Annotated in this window: 8 protein-coding genes and 1 pseudogene; 1 reads left to right on the top strand and 8 read right to left on the bottom strand. The window is 65.3% G+C overall.

Annotated features, from left to right (window positions below):
- The first annotated feature begins 2 nt into the window (after positions 1 to 2).
- The gene (locus ACQ4MM_RS17075) at positions 3 to 860 is read left to right on the top strand and encodes a substrate-binding periplasmic protein (protein ID WP_431478476.1); all 858 of its coding nucleotides are present in this window, start codon (positions 3 to 5) and stop codon (positions 858 to 860) included.
- Positions 861 to 1,023: 163 nt separating this feature from the next.
- Here the strand turns inward: ACQ4MM_RS17075 and ACQ4MM_RS17070 are convergent, their stop codons facing one another.
- From ACQ4MM_RS17070 to ACQ4MM_RS17035, 8 genes and pseudogenes are all read right to left on the bottom strand, one after another.
- The gene (locus ACQ4MM_RS17070) at positions 1,024 to 2,271 is read right to left on the bottom strand and encodes a sensor histidine kinase (protein ID WP_431478475.1); all 1,248 of its coding nucleotides are present in this window, start codon (positions 2,269 to 2,271) and stop codon (positions 1,024 to 1,026) included.
- Positions 2,264 to 3,976, bottom strand: coding sequence for a chemotaxis protein CheB (locus ACQ4MM_RS17065; protein ID WP_431478474.1), 1,713 nt, complete (start codon positions 3,974 to 3,976; stop codon positions 2,264 to 2,266). Before ACQ4MM_RS17065 ends, ACQ4MM_RS17070 begins: the two co-directional genes overlap by 8 nt.
- On the bottom strand, positions 3,973 to 7,692 hold the full coding sequence (locus tag ACQ4MM_RS17060; RefSeq protein WP_431478473.1) for a response regulator: 3,720 nt from the start codon (positions 7,690 to 7,692) through the stop codon (positions 3,973 to 3,975). Before ACQ4MM_RS17060 ends, ACQ4MM_RS17065 begins: the two co-directional genes overlap by 4 nt.
- Positions 7,693 to 7,812: 120 nt before the next feature.
- Positions 7,813 to 9,423, bottom strand: a complete 1,611-nt coding sequence (locus ACQ4MM_RS17055) for a serine hydrolase (RefSeq protein ID WP_431478472.1) — start codon at positions 9,421 to 9,423, stop codon at positions 7,813 to 7,815.
- A gap of 2 nt (positions 9,424 to 9,425) precedes the next feature.
- Positions 9,426 to 11,267 carry a M1 family metallopeptidase gene (locus tag ACQ4MM_RS17050; protein ID WP_431478471.1) on the bottom strand — a complete coding sequence of 614 codons (1,842 nt, stop codon included), beginning with the start codon at positions 11,265 to 11,267 and terminating at the stop codon, positions 9,426 to 9,428.
- A gap of 114 nt (positions 11,268 to 11,381) precedes the next feature.
- A complete protein-coding gene (locus ACQ4MM_RS17045) occupies positions 11,382 to 13,613 on the bottom strand; it encodes a GH36-type glycosyl hydrolase domain-containing protein (RefSeq protein ID WP_431478699.1) in 2,232 nt (743 codons plus the stop codon).
- Positions 13,543 to 15,717: a glucoamylase family protein gene (locus ACQ4MM_RS17040; protein WP_431478470.1), complete on the bottom strand. Its 2,175-nt coding sequence runs from the start codon at positions 15,715 to 15,717 to the stop codon at positions 13,543 to 13,545. The genes ACQ4MM_RS17045 and ACQ4MM_RS17040 overlap by 71 nt, the downstream gene beginning before the upstream one ends.
- Positions 15,683 to 17,961, bottom strand: a pseudogene (locus tag ACQ4MM_RS17035) (cyclic beta 1-2 glucan synthetase); the annotation flags it as partial. The gene ACQ4MM_RS17040 and the pseudogene ACQ4MM_RS17035, both read right to left, overlap by 35 nt.

Genomic DNA, 17,961 nt, shown 5'->3' with positions numbered 1-17,961 from the left:
CGGTGCTAAGAGAGCTGCGACGCGCTGCCGCCGGCCTGCTGCTGGCGGCAGCATCCACCCTGGCTAACGCAGGCGGCGCGGCCAACGCGCCGTTGATGCGCTTTATCCTGCCCTCGGTCACGCCCGGCTCCGAAGTACAGGTCACCTATTTCCACCTGCTGCTGCGCCTCGCGCTGGAAAAAACCGACGGCCCCTTCTCCATCGAGTTCTATCCCCACGAGTTGACCAGCCCGCGCCGCGCGCTGGAACTCAAACGCAACGGCGTCATCAACATCATGTGGGACGGCACCAATGCCCAGCGCGAACGCGACCTGCTGCCGATCCGCATATCGCTGGTGCGCGACTTGAACGATTACCGGGTCTTCATGATCCGCAAGGAAGATGAGGCGCGCTTCCGCGACATTCATACCCTGGGCGACCTGCGCAAGCTCAGCGCCGGCGCAGGCCTCAACTGGCCTTCAGTGGACGTGCTGCGCCACAACGGCCTGCCGGTGGAAACCACGGTCAATTACAGCTCCCTGTTCCCGATGCTGAAAGCAAAGCGCTTCGACTACATGCCGCGCGGCGTGCACGAAGCGTGGGCGGAGGAGCAGGTGTACGGAAAAGAGGGATTGATGGTGGAACCGACCATCTTCCTGCACTACCGCGTGCCGTTCTACTTCTTCGTCAACAAGGACAACAAGGCGATGGCGCAGCGGGTGGAGAGGGGGTTGAAACTTGCTCAAGCCGATGGCAGTTTTGACAAGCTTCTCAATGGTTACCCGGCTTTTCGGCGCGCGCTGGGGGAGATCGCGGCGCACAAGCGCAAGGTATTTGAACTGGAACTTCCTAGCGGGACTGCAGGCGGCTCATCAAAGTAACAAAACCGTATCCGGCCACGAACAGACCGCCCAAGACGACGGCTATGGAAACGATCAGACTAGTCATTCATTCTCCCATGTACACAAATTAAGCAATATTATGCTGCATGCGCACATGAAATAGGCTCACGAAATCTCACTTGTTTGTCTGAAATTTGTCCTGTCAGGCCGATTCCAGCGCAGGCGGCGCCACTTGCGGCAAAGTCAGGGTGAACACGCAGCCGCCTTGCTCGCCTGAAGAGGCCTCGATCGAGCCGCCAAGCAAGCCGGTGACCAGGTTATAGCAGATATTCATCCCCAGTCCGCTGCCGCCCTCGCCCAGTCGCGTGGTAAAGAAGGGGTCGAACACGTGCTGCCGCACTTCCTCGCTCATGCCGACGCCGTCGTCGCTGTACACCAGCACGATCGAACTGCCTTCGCGCCAGGCGAGCAGGCGCATGCGCCCCGTGTCGCGTCCCACAAAGCCATGCAGCACCGAATTGTTGATCAGGTTGGAGACGATCTGGTCGATCGGCCCGGGATAGCTATCCATCCAGAGCCCGGGCGGGATATCCACTTCCACCAGGAAGGGCGTCTTGCGCAGCGTGGCGTTCATCAACTGGACCACCCCGCCGATCACCTCGCCCAGCTCGAAATTGCGGCGCTGCGAACTGGTGTGGTCGACCGCCACCTGCTTGAAGTTCGCCACCAGTTCCGCGGCCCTGCGCAAGCCGCGCAGCATCAGCTGGCTGGCCGTGCGCGACACTTGCAGGTATTCGTCCAGCTGCGAGCGTTTCAGGGCCGTGTGGTTGCTGAGGGCGCGCTCAAAACTGACCACATTGTCTTCCAGCGTGGACGCCACCGTCATGCAATTGCCGATCGGCGTATTCAACTCGTGCGCCACGGCAGCCACGATGGCGCCCAGCGCCGCCAGTTTTTCCGACTGCACCAGCTTGTCCTGCGCCATGTGCAGGCGCTGCAGCGCCTCCGACAGCTGCAGGTTGGACGCCTCCAGGTCGTGGGTACGGCGTTGCAGCGCCAGTTCGCGTTCATACAGGTGCTGGTACTGCCGTACCCGATTCAGCAGCAGGTTGTCGTCCAGCGGCTTGACCAGGTAATCGACGGCGCCCAGCGCGTAGCCCTGGCCGACGAATTCATCGCTCATGAAAATGCCGGTGATGAAAACGATGGGGATGAAGCGCGTGCGTTCCGCCATCTGCAGGTGGCGCGCCGTCTCAAAGCCGTCCATGCCCGGCATGTGCACATCGAGCAGGACCAGGTGGCAGTCGTACTGCATCGCCATCAGCAGCGTTTCCTCACCCGAGGCCGCCTCCAGGATGCGGCAATTCGGCAGGCGGCCGAGCAGTGCGGCCAGCGAAACCCGGTTGCTGGCGTTGTCGTCCACCACCAGCACGTTGAATTTATCAATCATGCAACGCTCCTCCGCGCCGGTAGATGAAACTCCCGGCTTCGTACGGTACGAAACCCTGCTCCAAAGCCATCATATTAAGCCCATCCTGGGGACCCAGCACCAGGAAGCCGTCCACGTGCAGCGAACGGGCAAAGCGCCGCAGCACCTGGCGCTGCAGTTCGGCGTCGAAGTAGATCAGGACGTTGCGGCACAGGATCAGCTGGAATTCGTTGAAGATCCCTTCGCCGGTCAGCGAATGGCGATGAAACAGCACGCGCAGCCGCAAGTGCTCGGGGACCCGCAGGTAGCCCGGGCCCTGCGATAGCCAGGCATCGGCCGTCGCGCCGCCGCCGGCCACCAGGTAATTGCGCCGGTTCTGTTCCTGGCTGGCCAGGGGAAACAGCCCGATCTTGGCCAGCTCCAGCAGATAGCTGCTGAGATCCGTGGCGAACAGGTGGCTGCGCTCGAGCAGTCCCAGCTCTTCCAGCATGATCGCCAGCGAATACGCTTCCTCGCCGGTGGAGCAGCCGGCCGACCACAGCTTGATCATGGGGAAGCTGGCCAGGTAGGGCAGGATTTCCTCGCGCACCAGGCGCAGCTGCTCGGGATGGCGGAAGAAGCTGGTCACGCCGACCGGCAACTCCGCCACCAGCCGCTCGAACAAGGCGGCATCCGACAGCACCGCGCGCTGGAAGCGCGCAAAGGAGGAAAAGCCGAATTGGCGCATCAGCGCCATGAAGCGGCGCTGCAGGCTGTCGCGCTGGTAGTTGCGGAAGTCATAGCCGCACTGGTGGGCCACCGCATCGAGGAACAGGTCCAGCAGCTGTCCGGCCGGCGCGGCCGCCTCGCCTGCCACGCTGGCCGCGGCCACGCTGGCGATGGCGCGCAGGTTCATCACGTAATCGTAATGGCCGGCGTCGCGCGCCGCATCCGGCATGGCGCGTGCGCCCTCGCATTCGCTGCCCTCCTCCACCACCACCGTGCCGCCTGCCGCGCGCACGGCGGCGCAGCCGTCCACCCCGTCGCAGCCATAGCCGCATAGCAGCACGGCCATCGCGCCGGCGCCGTATTCGGCGGCCAATGTGCCCAGCAGGGCGTCGATCGAAGGGCGCGAAGACTGGATCTTGCGGTCGCGCGTCAGGTAGACCCTGCCGTGCGCCACCTTCATGTGATGGCCGGGCGGCGCGACGTACAGGGTCCCGGGCCGCACCGCCAGCATGTGCTGCGGCATCACCACCTCGTAGTCGGTGCGCACCTTGAGCAGCTGGTCCAGCAGGTTGACCTGCTCTTCGTCCACGTGCTGCAGCACGAACACCGCCACCTGCGCCAGCGGCAGTGCCGCCACGATATGCAGGATCTTGTCCAGGCTTTGCGCCGACCCCGCCAGCGCCAGCGCACGGCAGGCTGCCGGCGCGGACGCCGCGTCGCGCGCGTTGGCCACCTGGCGCACCGGCAGGCCGATGCGCATCAGGCTATGCGCCAGCAAGGCATGATAGGCGACGATGCGCAGCCGGCCGCCGGCCGCCAGCGCGTCGGCCAGCAGTTCGACCGCTGCGCGCGGCAGCGTGTCGGCGTCGTAAAAGCTCACCTCCACCGGCCCGCCGGAGACCTCGGCCAGCGCCTGCCCCAGCGCTTGTTCCAGCTCCGCGGTGCCGGCCGCGCCATCCAGCCGCCCCAGCACGGCGATGCCGCAGATCCCGCCATGCCGGTGCAGCGTGACGCTCACGGCTGCCTCCCGTACGACCATTTGATGGCCTTGGCCACCAGTACGTCATAGTCGACCGGCTTGGCAAGGTAGTCGTCGGCGCCGGCGGCCAGCGCGTCCGCCTGGTCCGACGGCGCGGCCTTGGCGGTCAGGGCCAGCACCGGCAGCTGGGTCAGCGCCGGATCGGCGCGCATCGCCTTGATGGCCTGGTAGCCGTCCATTTCGGGCATCATGATATCCATCAGCACCATGTCGACCGCTTGCGCGCCCAGGAACTCCAGCGCACGCTTGCCGTTGACAGCCTGGCTGACCTTGGCGCCATGGCGCTCCAGCGCGGCGGTCAGCACGAACAGGTTGCGCGGGTCGTCGTCGACCAGCAGCAGGTGCCGCCCGCACAAGGCGCGGCCGTCCGCCGCCTGTGTCGCGCCCGCGCCTTGCTGCGCCGCCTGCTGCTGCGGCACGCGGCGCAGGAAACGCTCCACGTTCTCCAGCAGCCGCTGCTCGCTGTGCGGCGTCTTGACGATCACGCATTCGGAGTATTCGCGCAGGCGCAAGCTCTGCTCGTCGTCCGGCATGCGGCTGGCGTAAAACACCAGCGCCAGCTTGGGAGCCGCTGCGCGCAGCCGCTTGGCCAGCGCCAGGCTTTCGTCCAGCGGCGATGCGCCGAGATCGATGATGGCCAGGCGGCAGCCGTGCCGCTGCAGGAGTTCTTCCAGCGGGCAGCTGGCGTCCGCCGCCAGCACCGGGCCGCGCTGCGGACCGACGATGACCGCCACCTCCTGCGCCGTAATGCCGCCGTTTTCCAGCACCAGCATGGCGCTGCCCTGCGCCTGCGCCAGCGCATCGATCAGCATGGCCTCGGCGGCTGCCAGGCGCTGGTCGTCGGCAGGCTTTTGCAGGAAGCCGATGGCGCCCTGCTGCAGCAAGGCTTCGTCCCGGTCGCGCGCCGAAACGATGTGCACCGGAATATGGGCCAGCGCGCCGTCGCTCTTGATTTCATGCAGCACGCCGCTGCCATCCTGGTCGGGCAGGCCCAGGTCGAGCAGGATGCCATGCGGCGCATGCGCCCGCGCCAGCCGCAGGCCTTCCTCGCCGGTATGCGCAAGCAGGGTCTTGCAGCCAAGTTGGCGGTTCATCGCCAGCAGCGAACGGCAGAATACCGGGTCGTCGTCGATCAGCAGGATCACACGGTCGCCCGGCAGCAGGTGATGGCGGTCATCCGCCAAGGTCAACGACGCGGCGCCCTCGACGACAGCCGCCGCGCCAGGTGCCGGATGCTGCGGCACCGCTGGCTCCACCGGCGTTGCCGCGGGCAACTGCTCCGGCAGCAGCACGCGGAACGTGCTGCCCTGGCCCGGCGTGCTCTCTACTTCGATGGTTCCTCCCAGCATCTGCGCGAAGCGCAAGCTGATGGTCAGCCCCAGCCCGGTGCCGCCGAATTCGCGCGAGGTCGAGCCATCGCCCTGCTGGAAGGCCTCGAAGATGACGGCCAGCTTGTCCGCCGCGATGCCGATTCCCGTATCGCGTACCGACAGGCAGATCGGCAACGGCATGCCCTGGCGCCGCTCGATGCGGAAGGCAACGCCGCCCTTGCGCGTGAACTTGACTGCATTGGCCACCAGGTTGCGCAGGATCTGCGCCAGCTTGTCCCAGTCGGTGACGAACTCGCCCTGCAGCGCATTGTCCAACTCCAGCGTCAAGCCCTTGTCGCGCGCCAGGTGCTCGAACATGCTTTGCAGCTCGTTGCAGACATCTTCACCGCCCACGCTGCCCGCATGCAGTTCCATATGGCCGGCCTCGACCTTGGACAGGTCCAGCACATCGTTGATCAGGCGCAGCAGCTCCTGGCCGGAACGATGGATCACCTGCGCCCACTTGGCCGGCTCGCCTTCCAGCTTGCCCGCTTCGTCGCTCAACATCATCTTCGACAGCAGGATGATGGAATTGAGCGGGGTGCGCAGCTCATGCGACATATTCGACAGGAACTCGGACTTGTACTGGCTCGACTGCTTGAGCTGCTGCGCCTTGGCCTCCTCCTGCCGCCGCGCCTCCTGCAACTGCTCATTCTGCTGGCGCATCTGGTCGCCCTGCTGCTCAAGCTGCGCATTGGATTGGCGCAGCTCCTCCGCCTGTTGCTGCATTTGCTGCTGCTGTTCCTCCATCTGCGCGTTGCTTTGCTGTAGCTCCTCCGCCTGCTGCTGCAGCTGCTGCTGCTGCTCCTCCATCTGCGCATTGATGCTGCGCAACTGCTCGCTCTGCAGCCGCGTCTCCTGCTCCGAGGCTTCGCTGGCCGCCAGCAATTTGCGGATATGCACGCGCTGCTCCGCCACATACAGCAGCGCCGCGATCATGCCGCTCACGCTGGACAGGAACTCCAGCTTGCGCTCGTCGAATTTCTCGTGGCTGGCCAGTTCCACCACGCCGATCAGTTCGCGCTCGTGCAGCAGCGGATAGGTATAGGTATAGTGCGGCGCGGCGCTGCTGGTGCCGGTGGTGATCGGGGCCGCCGCTTCGCCTGGCGCCAGGGCCAGCACGATCGGCTTGCGTTCCCGCGCCACCTGCCCCACCGCGCCCTCGCCCAGGGCAAAATGCGCGCCGACGTTGTCGCGCTCGGTGTACATATAGCTGCCGATCAGGTCCAGCTGCTGCGCGCGCTCATTGAACAGGTAGAACACGCCACGGCCGGCCCCCAGGTAGCGCCCCAGCATGCTGATTGCCGCTTCGGCCAGCTCCTCCGTGGTGAGGTCGCCCGTCAGCGCGCCGTTCAACTGGCTGGCACCATCCTTCATCCAGTTGCGCCGTTCATCCTCGGCCCTGCTCGTGCGCAGCATGCGGATCATATCGTTGATGGCGCGCCCCAGCCGGTCCTGGGCCGAGGCCAGGGGCACCTCGTCTTGCAGGTTGCCGCGCCCGATTTCCTCGGCCCGCGCCGCCAGCCGCTCCATGGTGGCCCGCATGCTGGCGACCCGCGCCATCATGCTGTCCTGGTCGCCCGGCCGCAGGACCACGTCCCCCGACAGGTCACCCGCCGCCAGCCGCGACATGACGATGGCGGCCTGCTCCGGCTCGCCGCCCAGCTGGCGGATCACGGAACGCGCGGTATAGAAGCCCAGCGCCGCAATCGCGGCCAGCATGATGCCGCCCGCCCCCAGGGTCAGGTACAGCGCCTCGCGCTTGGTCTCTTCGGCAAGCCGGGTCTGTTCGGTGGCCACCTGGGCGTTGTAAGCGATATGCCCGGTGACCAGGCGCGTGACCTGCTCCGCCAGCGGGTCCATGTCGACCAGCAGCTCGTGTGCCTGCGCCAGGGCGCCGCGCCGCACCGTCGCCAGCACGGCATCGGTCTGCGCCTCGTAGCGGGCCCACACCACTTTTTCTTGCTCCAGGTAGGACTTGTCCTTGTTATCGGCGAAGCAGTCCGAACCGAGACAGCCATCGGTCTCATAGCGGTTGATGGCCTCGCGCACGGCCTGGCGCTGGGATTCGACCAGCTGGTCGAAATGCGCCGCGGACTGGCTGTCGGCCGCCTGTAGGCGGCGCTCGAGTCCCAGGCCCAGCTGCAGGAAGCTGCGGCGCAGCGAGTCGAGCATGATCAGGCTCGGCACCGCATTGATGTTGGCGTTGTTGGCGCCGTCGTAGACGCGCTCCATCTGGTGGCGTCCGAGCACTGTCAGGATGAGCAGGCCAAGCACGGCGGTCGCCGTCAGCAAGGCCATTTTCATTGCCACCGTACGCAACATAGCGCCTCCCAGGTTGACACTTCTCGGCTGCTTTCATTTTGCACAAAAACTCAGCCGTCGGGTGCGTTCCGACAAACAAGGGAGGCCGCTATGCGACACAATTGCCGCACAGTAATTTGCTTATGGTTTCTTTACGGGCGTGAACGACAAATCGGCAAAGTCATAGCTGAAATCGGTCTCGCTGGACACCGGCGCCATCTTCATATGGTCGATCGAACCGTCCGGATTCAGCGCGAACGTCACGTAGGCGTCCGCGTTGAAATTGCGCTCGTGCCAGCGCACGATGAAGGTGTCGTGCTGGAAGTGCTCCAGCGTGCCGCTCAGGTCCGGCGTGCGGCTGAACGACATCCGCTGCTTGCCGCCCTCCTGCCTGATGCTCACCGTGCCATACCAGGCATCGTTGTAGTCGCCGTTGTAGGACGCCAGCGGCAGCGAAGGCCGGGATGCCGCCGCGCGGGCTGCGGTCAGCTTGCCCTGGCGCGCCAGTTCTTCCTTGTGCATCTCGGCTTCCTGCTCGGCATACACCTTGATCCAGTCGGTCGGCGCCGCCCCCATGTAGTTGTCCAGGATGCGCCATTGCAGCGCCGTCATGGCCGGACCGTTCTCCGCATTGGTGAAGATGGCCACGCCCAGCTTCTCTTCCGGCACCATCACGATGCGCGAGTAGAAGCCCTGCAGCGCGCCGCCGTGCATGGCGATCTTGCGCCCGCGGTAATCGCGCAGCTGGAAACCCAGGCCGTACGCCGAGAAGTTCGGCTTGGTGGCAGCCAGCGCCGGTTTCGGTTCGCTGATCTTGATCGGCGTCTGCTGGGTCCACATCTCGCGCGCCTGCTTGGCGCTGAACAGCTGCTTGCCGTTTTCCAGCTGGCCCTCGTTGAGCAGCACCTGCATCCACTTGGCGATGTCTTCCGCATTGGTCTGGATGCCGATCGCACCCACCGCGTTCTGCACCGGCATCGGCTTGACGACGGCGGCTTTGCCGTTGATCTTGCTGTGCGGCGCCGAGTAGTCGGCGGCCTTCAACATCTGGTCGACATTGGTGGTGGTGCCGTTCATGCCCAGCGGCGCCAGGATACGTTCGCGGGTCGCCTCTTCCCAGCTCTTGCCGGACTTCTGCGCAATGATCTTGCCGGCCACGATGTACAGCAGGTTGTCGTAGGCGTAGTTGTTGCGGAAGCTGGTGGCCAGTTTCACGTGGCGCAGGCGGTCGATGATTTCATCGGTGCTGAAGGTGGTGGTCGGCCACCACAGCAGGTCGCCGGCACCCAGGCCGAGGCCACTGCGGTGCACCAGCAGGTCGCGCACGGTCATGGTATGGGTCACGTAGGCGTCCGCCATCTGGAAGCTTGGCAGGTGCTTGGTGACAGGATCATCCCAACCCAGCTTGCCCTCGTCCACCAGTTGCGCCAGGCCGGCGGCGGTAAAGGCCTTCGAGTTCGAGGCGATCTCGAACAGGGTCTTGTCCGTTACCGGTGCAGGGTTGCCGAGCTGGCGCACGCCGAAGCCCTTGGTCGCCACTACCTTGCCGTCCTTGACGATGGCGATGGCAATGCCCGGCACGTCGAAGGTTTTCAGCGCCAGGTTGACGTCGCGATCAAGGTCGAACGCCGGCGCTTTGGCCGCGGCAGCGGCAACCGTGCCCTCCGCTGCCGCGCTGGCCGGCGCGCAGACGACGGCACTGGCGGCAAAGGCCAGCATGAGCAGGGTGGCGAGTGGTTTCTTCAGCAGCATGGTCATTTCTTCAGCAGTTTGTCGACAGAGCCCTGGGTCTCAGGATGGTAGCGCGGGCGCGCCTTGGCGTACACGCCCCTGGCCCACGACGCTTCGTTCGGGTTGTTCAGCAGCGCCTTGTACAGCGGCACCACGAACTTCTGGCGGCCCACGCTCATCAGGAAGGCATTCAGCGGTTCACGCACGCCGTAGCCAGCATGCACCGACGCCAGCAGGAAGCGGAAGCCGATTTCATTGTTCTTCGTGTCGCGCAGCTTGAACGCTTCATCGAGCTCCTTCATTTGCGCAGCGTTGGCCTTGGCGTCGATGCCGTTCAGGAAATGCATCCACTCCAGCGCGACCCACTGCTGCGTCTCCAGCAGGCTGGTCGCCAGCTCGCCTTTCAACCAGGCTTCGCGCTTGGCGTCCAGCGCTGCCAGGCGCGCCGAATTCACGTATTGCGCGCTGGCCGGGATGGCGCTGCCATGCAGCCATTCGTCCAGCTCCGCGTCACCCATGATGGCGGGATTCTTCAGCAGCAGGTTCTTGCGCAGGTAGTCGACGAATTCGCCGGTGGTCGCCGACTTGAAAGCATGCTGGTCGAACCAGCCGCGCAGGAATGGATCGAACACTTCGCGGCCGGCGCGCTGCTCCAGCGTGTGCAGCAGCCAGGCGCCTTTCGGATAGGCCAGGCCTTCATCGGTGTAGGTGTCCGGGTTGGTGTCGGCATCCTTGGTCAGCAAGGCTTGCTTGGCGGGCGGGATATCCTTCAGCGAAGCGATGGCCTCGGCCTGCTCCACTTGCAGGTTCATGTCGGCCACCTCCTTGCCGTACAGGCTCTCCACGATGCGGGTGGTGACGTAGGTGGTAAAGCCTTCGTTCAGCCACCAGTGCTTCCACGACGCGTTGGTGACCAGGTTGCCGGACCAGCTGTGCGCCAGCTCGTGCGCGATCAGGTCGTTCAGGCTGCGGTCGCCCGCAATCATGGTCGGGGTCAGGAAGGTCATGCGCGGGTTTTCCATGCCGCCGATCGGGAACGATGGCGGCAGCACCAGCATGTCGTAACGCCCCCAGCGATAAGGGCCGAACAGGGCTTCGGCAGCGTTCACCATTTTCTCGGTGTCGGCCAATTCGTAGGCCGCGGCATCAATGCGGCCGGGTTCCGCGTACACCGCGGTGCGCGGGCCGAGGTTACGCAATTCGATCTCGCCGATGGCGATGGCCAGCAGGTAGGACGGGATCGGCTGCGGCATCTTGAAATTCCAGCCGCCCTTGCCGGTTGCGTGCTGGTCGCCTTCCGCGCTCATCACCACGCGCATGCCTGCCGGCGCGTCGATGTGGGCGCTGTAGGTGAAGCGCACTGCCGGCGTATCCTGCACCGGCGCCCAGGAGCGCGCCTCGATCGGTTCCGACTGGCTGAACATGAAGGGGCGCTTGCCGGACAGCGTCTGCTCGGGATTCATCCACTGCAGCGCATTGGCGGTCGGCGCAGTGCGGTAATAGATACGGACTTTTTCAGGCTGCGATTGCAGCGCGATGCGCAGGGCGCGGCCCTTCTTCGGATCCTGCCGGTCGAGCATGAAGGAAGCCGGCGCCCAGCTGCCGTCCGGCTGCAGGACCTGCACCCGTGCGATTTTCAACTGGCGGGTGTCGAGCACCAGGGTGTGGGCCGACTTGTCGATCCAGTTCAGCGAGAGTTCCGCATAACCGTCGAGCGTCTTGCGCGCGAAATCGGCTTTCAGGTCCAGGTGCAGGTCGGTCGTGCGCACCTGGTCGTAGCGCGCAAAGCTCAGCGGATCTTGCGCCCACGCAGGCAACGCAAACGCAGCCACCACAGCGGCAGCAGGCAAAGACAGTCGGAACATGGCATCTCTCTGTTGTTACAAGCGCGCAGAGGATAGCACACCTAAAGTCGGGGTCAGCTCCGGCAATCGGACATTGAGCTCCCCGGGAAGCCGCAGCTGACCCCGACTTTCAAATTACACTCTAATGTCGATTTCGTAGGTGGTGCCATCGTCGACCAGGGCGATCTCGGTTGGCGAGGCGGAAGCTTCGCCGCGGGTCACGCGCAGGATGTAGCTGCTGCTGCCGTAGCGGTAGTGCAGCGTGAAGCCTGGCCACGCTGCCGGCAGGCGCGGAGCCAGCAGCAGCTTGTCGGCCTGGCGCGTCAGGCCGAGCAGGGATTCCAGCAGCAGGCGGTACATCCAGCCGGAGGAGCCGGTGTACCAGCTCCAGCCGCCGCGGCCGACGTGCGGTTCGACAGCGTACACGTCGGCGGTCACCACATAGGGTTCCACCTTGTAGCGTGCGCAGGTTTCCGCGTTGGAGCCATGCCGTACCGGGTTGATCATGCGCATCAGGTCCCAGGCGCGTTCCACGTCGCCAAGGCGCGCGAAGGCCATCACGGTCCAGATGGCGGCGTGGGTGTACTGGCCGCCGTTCTCGCGCACGCCCGGCACATAGCCGCGGATGTAGCCGGGATTCAGGTCGGCCTTGTCGAACGGCGGGTCGAGCAGCTGGATCAGGCCGAAGTCGCGCCGCACCAGCCGCGCCTCCACCTGCTCCATCGCGCCTTCCACGCGCGTCTTGTCAGCGGCGCCGGTCAGCACGCCCCAGCTTTGCGAGATCGAGTCGATCTGGCATTCCTCGTTCTGCGCGGAGCCGAGCGGCGTGCCGTCGTCGAAGTAGGCGCGGCGGTACCACTGGCCATCCCAGGCATTGGCTTCGATATTGGCGGCCAAGGTCTTGGCCTGCGCGCGGCACTCGTTGGCGAACGATGCGTCGTCGCGCCGCTCCGCCACCTCGGCGAAGCGTTGCAGCACCTCGATCAGGAACCAGGCCAGCCACACGCTTTCACCCTTGCCATGCTCGCCCACCTTGTCCATGCCATCGTTCCAGTCGCAGGAGCCGATCAGCGGCAAGCCGTGTTCGCCAAAGCGCAAGCCATTGCGGATTGCGCGCACGCAGTGTTCGTACAAATCGCCGACGTGCGCCGAGCGACTCGGCATGTCGTAATAGGAATCCTCTTCCGGCTGCACCGGACGGCCCTCCAGGTAATGCGCTTGCTCGTCCAGCACCGACATGTCGCCGGTGCTGGAGACGTAGCGCCACGCCGCCAGCGGCAGCCACAGGTAATCGTCCGAGCAGTGTGTCCGCACGCCGCGGTCGGACGGCGGGTGCCACCAGTGCTGCACGTCGCCTTCCACGAACTGGTGCGCCGCACACAGGACCAGGTGCTCACGCAGGATGTCGGGACGGGTGTGCACCATCGCCATCGCATCCTGCAACTGGTCGCGGAAGCCGAACGCACCGCCGCTCTGGTAATAGCCGCTGCGTGCCCACATGCGGCAAGCGATGGTCTGGTACATCAGCCAGCCATTGGCCAGCACGTCGAGTTCTGGTTCGGGCGTCTGGACCTGCACCGCGCCCAGCACCTTGTCCCAGTGTTCGTGCACTTCGCCCAGGGCCTGCAGCGCCGCGCCGCGCCCGCCGTGCCGCTGCACCAGGTTGCTGGCGTCGGCGTTGCGGCGGCCGCCCATGCCCAGCACGAACACGATTTCGCGCTCCTGCCCCGGTTGCAGCTCAAACGGCGCCTGGATCGCGGCACAGGCATCCAGCCCCGCGCCGGCCTTGCCGGACAAACGCACGCGCCGCAGCGCGGCCGGCCGCGCCAGGCTGCCATTGCGGCCGATGAATTCCGTGCGGTCGCAGGTCACGGTGCGCACCGACGCATCGGCATTGAAGAAGGCCACGCGGCCGGAGAATTCAGTGTTGTAGGCATTGCGCGCAAACAGCGCACCGCTCACCGGGTCGATCTCGGTCACGATATGCATGCCCGACTTGGAGCGCATATCGCCGAGCACCCACTCCACGTACCCTGTCACCGACAGTTTGCGGGCCACATTGGAATCGTTGCGCACGCGGATCACCGTATAGCGCACCGGCGCATCGAGCGCCACGAAAGTCGTCATGCGGCTGCTGATACCGGTTTCGGCGTACTCGAACGAGGAGTAACCGAAGCCGTGCCGGGTGAGGTAGTTGCCCACGCCAGGCGCAGGCAAGGCGCACGGCGACCAGAAGCGGCCGGTCTGCTCATCGCGCAGGTAGAAGGCTTCTCCGCTCAGGTCCGATACCGGGTCGTTATGCCACGGCGTCAGGCGGAACTCGTGGGCGTTCTCCTGCCAGGTATAGGCCTGGCCGCTTTCCGACACCACGCTGCCGAACTGCGCGTTGGCGATCACGTTCGACCACGGCAGCGGCGTGCGCTGCCCGGCACCGGTGGCGATCACGTACTCCTTGCCGTCCGGCGTGAAGCCACCCCAATCCGTTCACCAGGATCAAGTCGTCCGGCAACGGAACGCCTGCCGCCGCGTCGCTTTCAGCCGAATCGGCGCGCGCCTCCGCCATCAGCGGCGGCATGCGCAATGTCGTCGCCACGCCGCGCTTCAATTGATCGGCCAGCGTGCCGCGCTCATCGCTCAACACGGCGCGCGCCACGGTCTGCAGCAGCACGCGGTCTTCCGGGGCGATGCCTTCGGTCGGCCGCACGAAGATGCCGCCCGGCCGGTCGATGGCCTGCGCATCGAGGCCGGAGGCGATCAGGCCCATGATCTGGTCATGCAGTGCCTGGCGGTAGCCGGAGCGGTCTTCGTACCAGATCACCAGGTCCACCACCAGCCCTTTCAGGCGCCAATAGGCGTGCGCCTGCACCAGCTGGCGCGCCAGTTCGATATTCGACGCATCGCGGATTTCCATCAGCACGATCGGCAAGTCGCCGGAAATCGCGTAAGCCCACAGGCCGGACTGGCCGCGCTGGTTGCGCACCAGGATGCCAGCTTCAGCGCGCAAGGCCGCATTCGGATAGATCACATGATTGGCCAGGCGCGCGTACAACTGGGCCTCGGCTTCGCTGGCGTTCAGCTGCCGCAGTACCACCTGGCTGTGCGTCCATGCCAGTTCGAACACCCGGTCCGCCATATGACGGTCCTGATATTTGTCGATCAGGTATTGCGCGGCATCGCGCGTATCGGTCATGCCGGTCACCACGTCGACCACCGACACCTGGCCCGGTTCCAGCGCAATGCGGTAGCGGATCGCCACGACCGGATCGAGCACCGAACCTTCGCTGCCGGACAGTGGTCCCGGCTCCTGCACCGCCAGCGGCATCTGCGCCGTGTTGCCGCGACCGATGAAGCGCGCGCGGTCGGTCTCGTAGGATACCTGCTGCACCTGTGCGTCGTGCACCGTCATGACATGCAGCAGGTAAGGTGTCTTCTCGTCCTTGCCGCGCGGGCGGCGCGTGCACAGGATGGCGCTTTCGTCCTCCACGATCTCGGTCTGCACGAACAGCTTGCTGAAAGCCTGGTGCGCATTGTCGGCCGGCGCCGGCGCCATCACCACTTCGCCAAAACTGGTGATCTCGATGATGCGGCGCCGGTCAGAATGGTTGGAGATGCGGGTGCGGCGCATCTCGATATCGTCCTCCGGCGACACCACGATTTCAGTGTACAGCTCGATTTCGTTGTCGCTGCGGCGGAACTCGGCCCGGCCTTCGGAGAAGATCACTTCCAGCCGCTTCGGCTCAGCCTGGGTCGGCTGGTACATCGTGGACCAGACGGCGCCATCCTCCACATCCTGCACATAGCAGAACTGGCCCCAGTTGTCGCGCGTGCTGTCTTCCCGCCAACGCGTCACGGCAAGGTTGTTCCAGCGGCTGTAGCTGCCGCCGGCACTGCTCACCATCACGTGGTAGCGGCCATTCGACAGGAGCTGGGTTTCCGGAATCGGCGGTGTGTGCTGGCTCGTGATACGCATTGGCGCGGCCTGGTCCGGCACCGTGCTGCGCACCGAGGCCTGCTCCGCGCTGGCCGAATGGAAGGCCCCGATGCGCGGGCTGCGCTCCTGCAGCACCAGCAAGGTCGATTGCAGCAACGGGTCGGATTCGAAGCGGCGCTGCATCGGCCGGTCGTTCAGCACATAACTGAGCGCCAGGAAACCCATGCCCTGGTGGTGCACCATGAAGGACTTGATGATGGCATATTGCTGGCCGCGCGGCAGGCGCGCCGCCGTGTAATCAATCGCCTCGTAGAAGCCGTAACGCCCCATGAAGCCCATGGCCGCCATCTTCTGCAGGTTCTGGCACGATGTATCCGGATCGACCATCAATCCCAGCATGGTGGCGTAAGGCGCCACCACCAGGTCTTCCGACAGGCCCCGTTTCAGCCCGATGCCCGGCACGCCGAAGGCGCGGTACTGGTAGTTCAATGCCGCGTCGGTGGTGTTATAGCCCGATTCGGAAATCCCCCCACGGCACATTGCGCTGCTTGGCGTATTCCACCTGCGCCGCCACCACCGACTGGTAGGTCTGGTCCAGCAGCGTGCTAGGGTAGGTCGGCATCACCAGCAGCGGCATCAGGTACTCGAACATCGAGCCGCTCCACGACAGCAGCACCGGCTGGCCGTGCACGATGCAAAGCTGGCGGCCCATGGCGAACCAGTGCTCCTGCGGCAGTTGCCCCTGCGCGATGGCGACGAAACTGGCCAATCGCACTTCGGAGGCCAGCAGGTCGTAACAGCTCGCATCCAGCCGCCGTTCGCTCAGGTTGTAGCCGATGGCCAGCAGCTTCGTGGTCTGGTTGAACAGGAAGCCATATTCACATTGGGCGAATTCATTGGCCTGGTGCGACAAGCGGTTCAGCATATCGAGCCGTTCACGCGCGCGTGCCGCGCCCTGCTCCACCAGCGTTGCCAGTTGCTGCTGGCGTTCGCGCTCGTCCGGCGCCAGGTCGCTCAGCGCCGCACCCGGCAACGGCCAGCTTGCCAATTCCCGCAGGCTCGGCACGCGGTCAAGCGCGGTGTCGTATTGGGCTTCGGTTTGCGCCGTGATCCAGGGGGCGAAGCCATCCAGCTCCTCCAGCATGCTGCGGCATTGGGAATGCAGTGCGCCAGCCCATGCGGCAACTTGCGGGTCGAGCGGCATCGATGCCTGGCGCAGGAATTGTTCGGCGCCTTCGCAAGCGCGCACCAGCCAGGCGCGCTGCTGCCGCAGGCTCGGCGGATAGGCGGCAGGCGCTGCCGCGATAGCCGATTCCAGCGCGGCCAGGGCTTCGGCCGCCACGCTGCCAGCCGAGGCGGCGGCCTCGCGCACCAGGGCGCAGGTGGTGGCCAGGCCTTGCGCCAGGTTCGGGGGCACGATCGGCAGTTCGGCGATGCCGACCAGGCCAGCCTGCAGCGTCAGCAGGTGGCCGGCCAGGTTGCCGCTGTCGACGGTGGAAATATAGATCGGGTGCAGCGGCTTCATCGACTGGGTGTCGTACCAGTTGTAGAAGTGGCCCTGGTGCCGCTCCAGCTGCGACATGCTGTCCAGCGTGCTGGCCGTGCGTGCCGCCAGCTGGGCGCCGGTAATGTAGCCGAAGTCGTAAGCGGTCAGGTTGGCCAGCAGCGCCATGCCCATATTGGTGGGCGAAGTGCGATGCGCCACCACCTGGCTCGGATGCTCCTGCATATTATCCGGCGGCAGCCAGTTGTCCTCCGGCCCGACGAAGGTCTCGAACCACAGCCAGGTCTTGCGCGACAGCTTGTGCAGGAACAGATTCTGGTCTTCCTTCAATGCCCGCTGCAGGCGCGCGATGGGAAGACTGATCCACCACGCCACCAGCGGCGAGGCAAACCAGGCTGCGACGAAGATCAGGGCCGCCTCGAACGCTTTCGGGCGCAGCATGGCCAGTCCGGCCCCGGCGCCCAGCGCCAGCAGCGGCGCAATCCACATGGTGCGCCAGTTGCTGGCCAGGCTGGTGCCGGCACGCGCCAATCCCGAGGCACGCCATTCCAGCAGGCGGCGCCGCGAGACCAGCATGCGCCAGGCGGTACGCACGATCGCGTCCAGGCTGATATACGCCTCATATGGCAGGAACACCAATGTCAGCAAGGCGTGCGCGAATTGCATGCCGCTGCGGCGCAGCGAAGTCGGTACGTGCTGGCTCCACAGCGTGTCGTCCGGTTTGTGCAGCAAGTCGTAGATGGAACTCACCAGCGGCGGCATGAAAATGATCGCCAGCACGGCCAAGGCCCAGAACCATGGATGCGGCAGGGCGGCAAAGGCCATCAGCAGCGACAGGGTCAGGACCGGGGCCACCAGGCTGCGGCGCAAGTTGTCGAACAGCTTCCAGCGCGACAGTGCGGAGAGCGGATTGCTTTCGTGCTTGCCGCCCACCAGCGGCACGCGCCGCATCAGCCATGGCAGCAACTGCCAGTCGCCGCGGATCCAGCGCTGGCGCCGGCTCACGTCATCGCGATAGCGTGCCGGGTAGTGTTCATATAGCTGCGCATCGCTCAGCAAGCCGGCGCGCAGGTAGCAGCCCTCCAGCAGGTCGTGACTCAGGATGCGGTTATCCGGCAGGCGCTTGCCGAGCACCTCTTCGAATACGTCGACATCGTAGATGCCCTTGCCGATGAACGATCCTTCCGCAAACACGTCCTGGTACACGTCGCTGACGGTGCGGGTATACGGGTCGATGCCGGGCTCTCCGCCACACAGCTTCTCGTAACGCGAAGCATCCT

The organism is Massilia eburnea (assembly GCF_050709955.1).
Taxonomy (GTDB): Bacteria; Pseudomonadota; Gammaproteobacteria; order Burkholderiales; family Burkholderiaceae_D; genus Rugamonas; species Rugamonas eburnea_A.
Note: the sequence above shows the minus strand (reverse complement) of the source record. Positions and strands in the feature narration are given on the sequence as shown.

Bases quoted from the DNA above. Each gene is read 5' to 3' on its own strand.
- ACQ4MM_RS17070 (WP_431478475.1), bottom strand. From the start codon at position 2,271: ATGATTGATAAATTCAACGTGCTGGTGGTGGACGACAACGCCAGCAAC.
- ACQ4MM_RS17060 (WP_431478473.1), bottom strand. From the start codon at position 7,692: ATGTTGCGTACGGTGGCAATGAAAATGGCCTTGCTGACGGCGACCGCC.
- ACQ4MM_RS17055 (WP_431478472.1), bottom strand. From the start codon at position 9,423: ATGCTGCTGAAGAAACCACTCGCCACCCTGCTCATGCTGGCCTTTGCC.
- ACQ4MM_RS17050 (WP_431478471.1), bottom strand. From the start codon at position 11,267: ATGTTCCGACTGTCTTTGCCTGCTGCCGCTGTGGTGGCTGCGTTTGCG.
- ACQ4MM_RS17040 (WP_431478470.1), bottom strand. From the start codon at position 15,717: ATGTGCCGTGGGGGGATTTCCGAATCGGGCTATAACACCACCGACGCG.